The sequence below is a fragment of the Campylobacter concisus genome, assembly GCF_002914005.1.
Taxonomy (GTDB): Bacteria; Campylobacterota; Campylobacteria; order Campylobacterales; family Campylobacteraceae; genus Campylobacter_A; species Campylobacter_A concisus_N.
Window position 1 is genome coordinate 1 of record NZ_POZU01000057.1, and the last position, 4,503, is coordinate 4,503.

6 protein-coding genes are annotated in these 4,503 nt (G+C 32.0%); all 6 read left to right on the forward strand.

The window, feature by feature from the left end; all coding sequences use genetic code 11:
* Nucleotides 1–73 precede the first annotated feature (73 nt).
* Nucleotides 74–433, forward strand: a complete 360-nt coding sequence (locus CYP54_RS06235; RefSeq protein WP_103604586.1) for a sugar 3,4-ketoisomerase — start codon at nt 74–76, stop codon at nt 431–433.
* Nucleotides 434–1,519, forward strand: coding sequence for a DegT/DnrJ/EryC1/StrS family aminotransferase (locus tag CYP54_RS06240; RefSeq protein ID WP_103604587.1), 1,086 nt, complete (start codon nt 434–436; stop codon nt 1,517–1,519).
* The gene (gene rfbA / locus CYP54_RS06245; RefSeq protein WP_103604588.1) at nt 1,516–2,391 is read left to right on the forward strand and encodes a glucose-1-phosphate thymidylyltransferase RfbA; all 876 of its coding nucleotides are present in this window, start codon (nt 1,516–1,518) and stop codon (nt 2,389–2,391) included. Before CYP54_RS06240 ends, rfbA begins: the two co-directional genes overlap by 4 nt.
* On the forward strand, nt 2,388–3,413 hold the full coding sequence (gene rfbB, locus CYP54_RS06250) for a dTDP-glucose 4,6-dehydratase (protein ID WP_103604589.1): 1,026 nt from the start codon (nt 2,388–2,390) through the stop codon (nt 3,411–3,413). The genes rfbA and rfbB overlap by 4 nt, the downstream gene beginning before the upstream one ends.
* Nucleotides 3,414–3,422: 9 nt before the next feature.
* On the forward strand, nt 3,423–4,175 hold the full coding sequence (locus CYP54_RS06255) for a glycosyltransferase (RefSeq protein WP_103604590.1): 753 nt from the start codon (nt 3,423–3,425) through the stop codon (nt 4,173–4,175).
* A 10-nt stretch (nt 4,176–4,185) separates the two neighbouring features.
* Nucleotides 4,186–4,503, forward strand: a 318-nt coding sequence (locus CYP54_RS06260) for a glycosyltransferase family 2 protein (protein WP_141108513.1), incomplete at its 3' end; no start/stop codon positions are given.

Sequence of the window (4,503 nt, forward strand, 5' to 3'; positions counted from 1 at the left end):
ACTTATAAAAATTAAAAGATTGATAAGAAATACTTATAATGTTTACGATAAAAATTATATTTTAGGACTATGAATGGCTTATATTATCGATTTGCCAACATTTAAAGATGAAAGAGGTGGGCTTACAGTCATGGAAAAGCTGCTTCCATTTGAGATAAAGAGATTTTATTGCATATATGGCGTGACTCAAAAAAGGGGCGGCCATAGGCATAAAAAGACTATTCAAGCTTTAATTTGTCTTGATGGAAGTTGTGAAGTATATGTCAATGACGGGCAAAAAAAAGAAATATTTTTACTAGATAGCCCTTCAAAGTGCTTGTTGCTCAAGCCAGAAGATTGGCATACTATGGATAAATTTACGAAAGGCTCTACTCTATTAGTTTTTGCCTCAGAGTTTTATAATAAAGATGATTATATTAGTGAGGAGCATTGAATGATTGAGTACGAAAATTTAAAACTAGCGAATGAAAAGTTATTTAATAAGTATAAAGAGAGTTTTAATGATTTCCTAAATAGCGGTTGGTTTATTCTAGGAGATCAAGTAAAAAAATTTGAAGAACGTTTTGCCTCTTTTTGTAATGTAAAACATTGCATAGGGGTTGCAAGTGGTCTTGACGCTCTAATCTTAGCAATAGATGCATGTAATTTTCCTAAAAATAGTGAGATAATAGTACCGTCTAATACGTATATAGCAACCATTTTAGCAATTGTTAGAAATGGATTTAAACCTATTTTGGTTGAGCCCGATATAAATACATACAATATAGATCCAAATAAGATTGAAGAAAAAATAACTAAAAACACAAGAGCGATTATAGTTGTACATCTATATGGTAAGGCTTGCAATATGGATAAAATTTGCTCTATTGCAAATAAGTATGATTTAAAGATAATTGAAGATGTGGCGCAGGCACATGGAGCTAAATTTAAGAATAAAATTGTTGGTAGTTTTGGTATAGGATGTTTTAGTTTTTATCCAACAAAAAATTTAGGGGCATTGGGTGATGCCGGAGCTATCACTACAGATGATGAGAATTTAGCAAAGATATTTCGATCTCTTAGAAACTACGGCTCTGCTATAAAATACTATAATGATGAACTAGGCTATAACTCAAGATTAGATGAAATTCAAGCTGGCTTTTTATCAGCCAAACTTGAAATTTTAGATAAAATTACAAATCATAAAAGAGAGCTAGCAAAGATCTATATAGAAAATTTGGATGATAGGTTTATAAAACCTGTTGTGGATAGGGATTATTTTGATGTTTATCATATATTCAATGTTAGACATAAAAATAGAGATGAACTAAAAAATTATCTTCTTGAAAATGAAGTAAAAACCGAAATACATTATCCATTACCACCACATAGACAAAAATCTATGCAGGGCATAATAGAAGGCCAGTACCCAATAAGCGAAGAGATACATAATACGACCTTAAGTTTACCTATATCTTATTTTCATAAGGAAGAAGATATATTAAAAATTTGCGATATTATGAATAGGTGGCATAAATGAAAGGAATAATTTTAGCCGGTGGAAGCGGGACCAGGCTTTATCCAATCACAAAGGGTATAGTTAAGCAGTTGTTGCCAATTTACAATAAGCCAATGATCTATTATCCATTGTCAGTACTTATGCTTGCTAATATCAAAGAAATTTTGATCATTTCTACTCCAAAAGATATAGATAGATTTAAGGATATATTCGGAGACGGAAGCGGCTTAGGATTAGATATCCAGTATGCCATACAAAATCATCCAAATGGACTTGCAGAAGCTTTTATAATAGGTGAAAAATTTATAGGAAATGATGACGTTTGTTTGGTACTTGGCGATAATCTCATATATGGCGAAGGGCTAATAAAACTACTTGAAAATAGCAAGCAAAAAGTAGAACATGATAAAAAAGGCGTTGTGTTTGGTTATTACGTCGATGATGCATCGGCTTATGGCGTTGTTGAATTTGATAAAAATAAAAAGGCTATAAGTATTGAGGAAAAACCAAAGAGCCCAAAGAGTAACTATGCTGTAATAGGTTTGTATTTTTATCCAAATGACGTCGTACAAATAGCTAAAAATGTTAAACCGTCAGATAGAGGCGAGTTGGAAATAACTACTATAAATCAAGAGTATTTAAGGCAAGAAAAACTATATGTAGAGATTTTGGGTAGAGGGTATGCATGGCTTGATACCGGAACGCATGAAAGTTTGCTGGAAGCTAGTAATTTTATAGAGGTAATAGAAAAAAGACAAGGGCTGAAAATAGCTTGTATAGAAGAGATAGCTTATAAAAATGGGTATATTTCAAAAGAACAGCTAATAGCACTAGGAAATGAGTTATCTAAAAATAGCTATGGAAAATATCTTCTAAAGGTAGCTAATACATGAAAACCATTTTAGTAACTGGCGGTGCCGGCTTCATAGGGTCAAACTTCGTACCGTATTTTTTAGAAAAGCATCCATACTATCGATTGGTAATTTTGGATCTTCTGACATATGCGGGGAATTTAGAAAATTTAAAAGAGTGTGAAAAAAATCAAAATTATAAATTTATCAAAGGAGATATTTGTAATAGAGGATTGGTAGAATTTATATTTAAAGAATATGATGTGAAGAGTGTTATTCATTTCGCTGCTGAGTCTCATGTGGACAACTCAATAAAAAGTCCAGACGTATTTATACAGACAAATATAAATGGAACTTTTACCTTGATAGATGTGGCTTATAAGCATTGGATGAAAGGCTCGTTTAGTTATAAGGAGGAGTATAAAAACTCGAGGTTTCATCATATTAGCACAGATGAGGTTTATGGAACCCTTGGCCTTGATCCAGATGAACTATTTACCGAAAGAACACCGTATGCACCGAATTCTCCGTATTCAGCATCTAAGGCCTCATCTGATATGATAGTTAGATCATATCATGAGACATATGGACTAAATACGGTAATTACAAATTGTTCAAATAACTATGGTCCAAAGCAACACAACGAGAAATTTATACCGATAATTATAAAAAATGCCCTTGAAAAAAAGCCAATACCGGTCTATGGCGATGGCAAAAATGTAAGGGATTGGTTATATGTGCTTGATCACTGTAAAGGAATAGACGCCGTATTTCATGGCGGAAAAAGTGGTGAAACATATAATATTGGAGGAAGAAACGAAAAGACCAATATAGAAATAGTTAATGCCATTACAACTATTTTGGACAAAGAGGTACCGATTTCAAATTTCTCATATAAGGATTTAGTCACATTTGTGAAAGATAGAGCCGGACATGATAGGAGATATGCTATTGATGCGAGTAAGATAGAAAATGATCTAGGATGGAGAGCAGATGAGAATTTTGATAGCGGAATAGTGAAAACTATCAAGTGGTATTTAAGAAAGTATCAATGTCTATATTAAGGCCTATTAGTGTTGCAAGAAATTTATTATAAAAACTATAATGAAAAACCAACTAAACTTAGCGTAATTACTGCAACTTATAATGCAGAAAAATTCTTGCCTAGATTGATAAAAAGTCTGCAAGAGCAAGTCGATAAAGATTTTGAGTGGATCATTTCTGATGGAGCGTCTAGCGATAAGACTTTAGAAATTTTAAAAAATACTGGTGGGATAAATATAAAAGTAATTTCGGGCGAAGACTTTGGGATTTATGATGCTTTAAATAGAGGCATAAAAGCTTGTAATGGAGAATTCTATCTTGTTATCGGTGCTGATGATGAGCTTTATCCAAATGCTATTCAAGATTATAAGAAAGCCATGGGGGATGGTGTAGACATAGTAACAGCTTGTATTGATACTAATAATGGCAAAATCGAGCCAAATAGTGGGCCAAGATGGCTAAAGGCACAAGCTCACTACATCTCTGGACATGCTGTAGGTTCAATATATCGCACAAGTCTTCATCAAAAACTTGGTTACTATTCAAGAAAATTTCCAATAGTAGCAGATCAGTTATTTGTATTGACTGCTGCAAATTATGGAGCAAAGATAAAAGTTATAAAAAGTATTGTCGGTAAATTTTCAAATGATGGAGTTAGTAGCATTGATATGCTAGGAACTCTTTGCGAATTTTATAGAGTTCAAATAGCCATGGGTGAAAATAAATTTATGCAAACTACTCTATTTATTTTAAGACTTATTAAAAATTTTAGAAAATTATAAAGATATATAAATGAAAGATTATGATATATCCATAATAGTGCCTATTTATAATGTGGAGAAATATATAAAAAAGTGTGTAACTACGCTTTTAGAGCAAGACTATAACAATATAGAGTATATTTTTGTAAATGATTGTACTCCAGATAGTTCTATAAAAATTTTGAAAGATACCATTGAAAAATACCCAAATAGAAAAGATGATATAAAAATTATCAACAATATAAAAAATAGTGGATCAAGTCTTACTAGAAAATATGGTTTGGATGCTTCAAGTGGTAAATATGTTTTGTTTGTAGATAGTGACGACTGGGTCGATAAAGATATAGTA

Excerpts from the sequence above, each read along its gene's own strand:
- rfbA (WP_103604588.1), top strand. The coding sequence starts at position 1,516 with ATGAAAGGAATAATTTTAGCCGGTGGAAGCGGGACCAGGCTTTATCCA.
- CYP54_RS06240 (WP_103604587.1), top strand. The coding sequence starts at position 434 with ATGATTGAGTACGAAAATTTAAAACTAGCGAATGAAAAGTTATTTAAT.
- rfbB (WP_103604589.1), top strand. The coding sequence starts at position 2,388 with ATGAAAACCATTTTAGTAACTGGCGGTGCCGGCTTCATAGGGTCAAAC.
- CYP54_RS06235 (WP_103604586.1), top strand. The coding sequence starts at position 74 with ATGGCTTATATTATCGATTTGCCAACATTTAAAGATGAAAGAGGTGGG.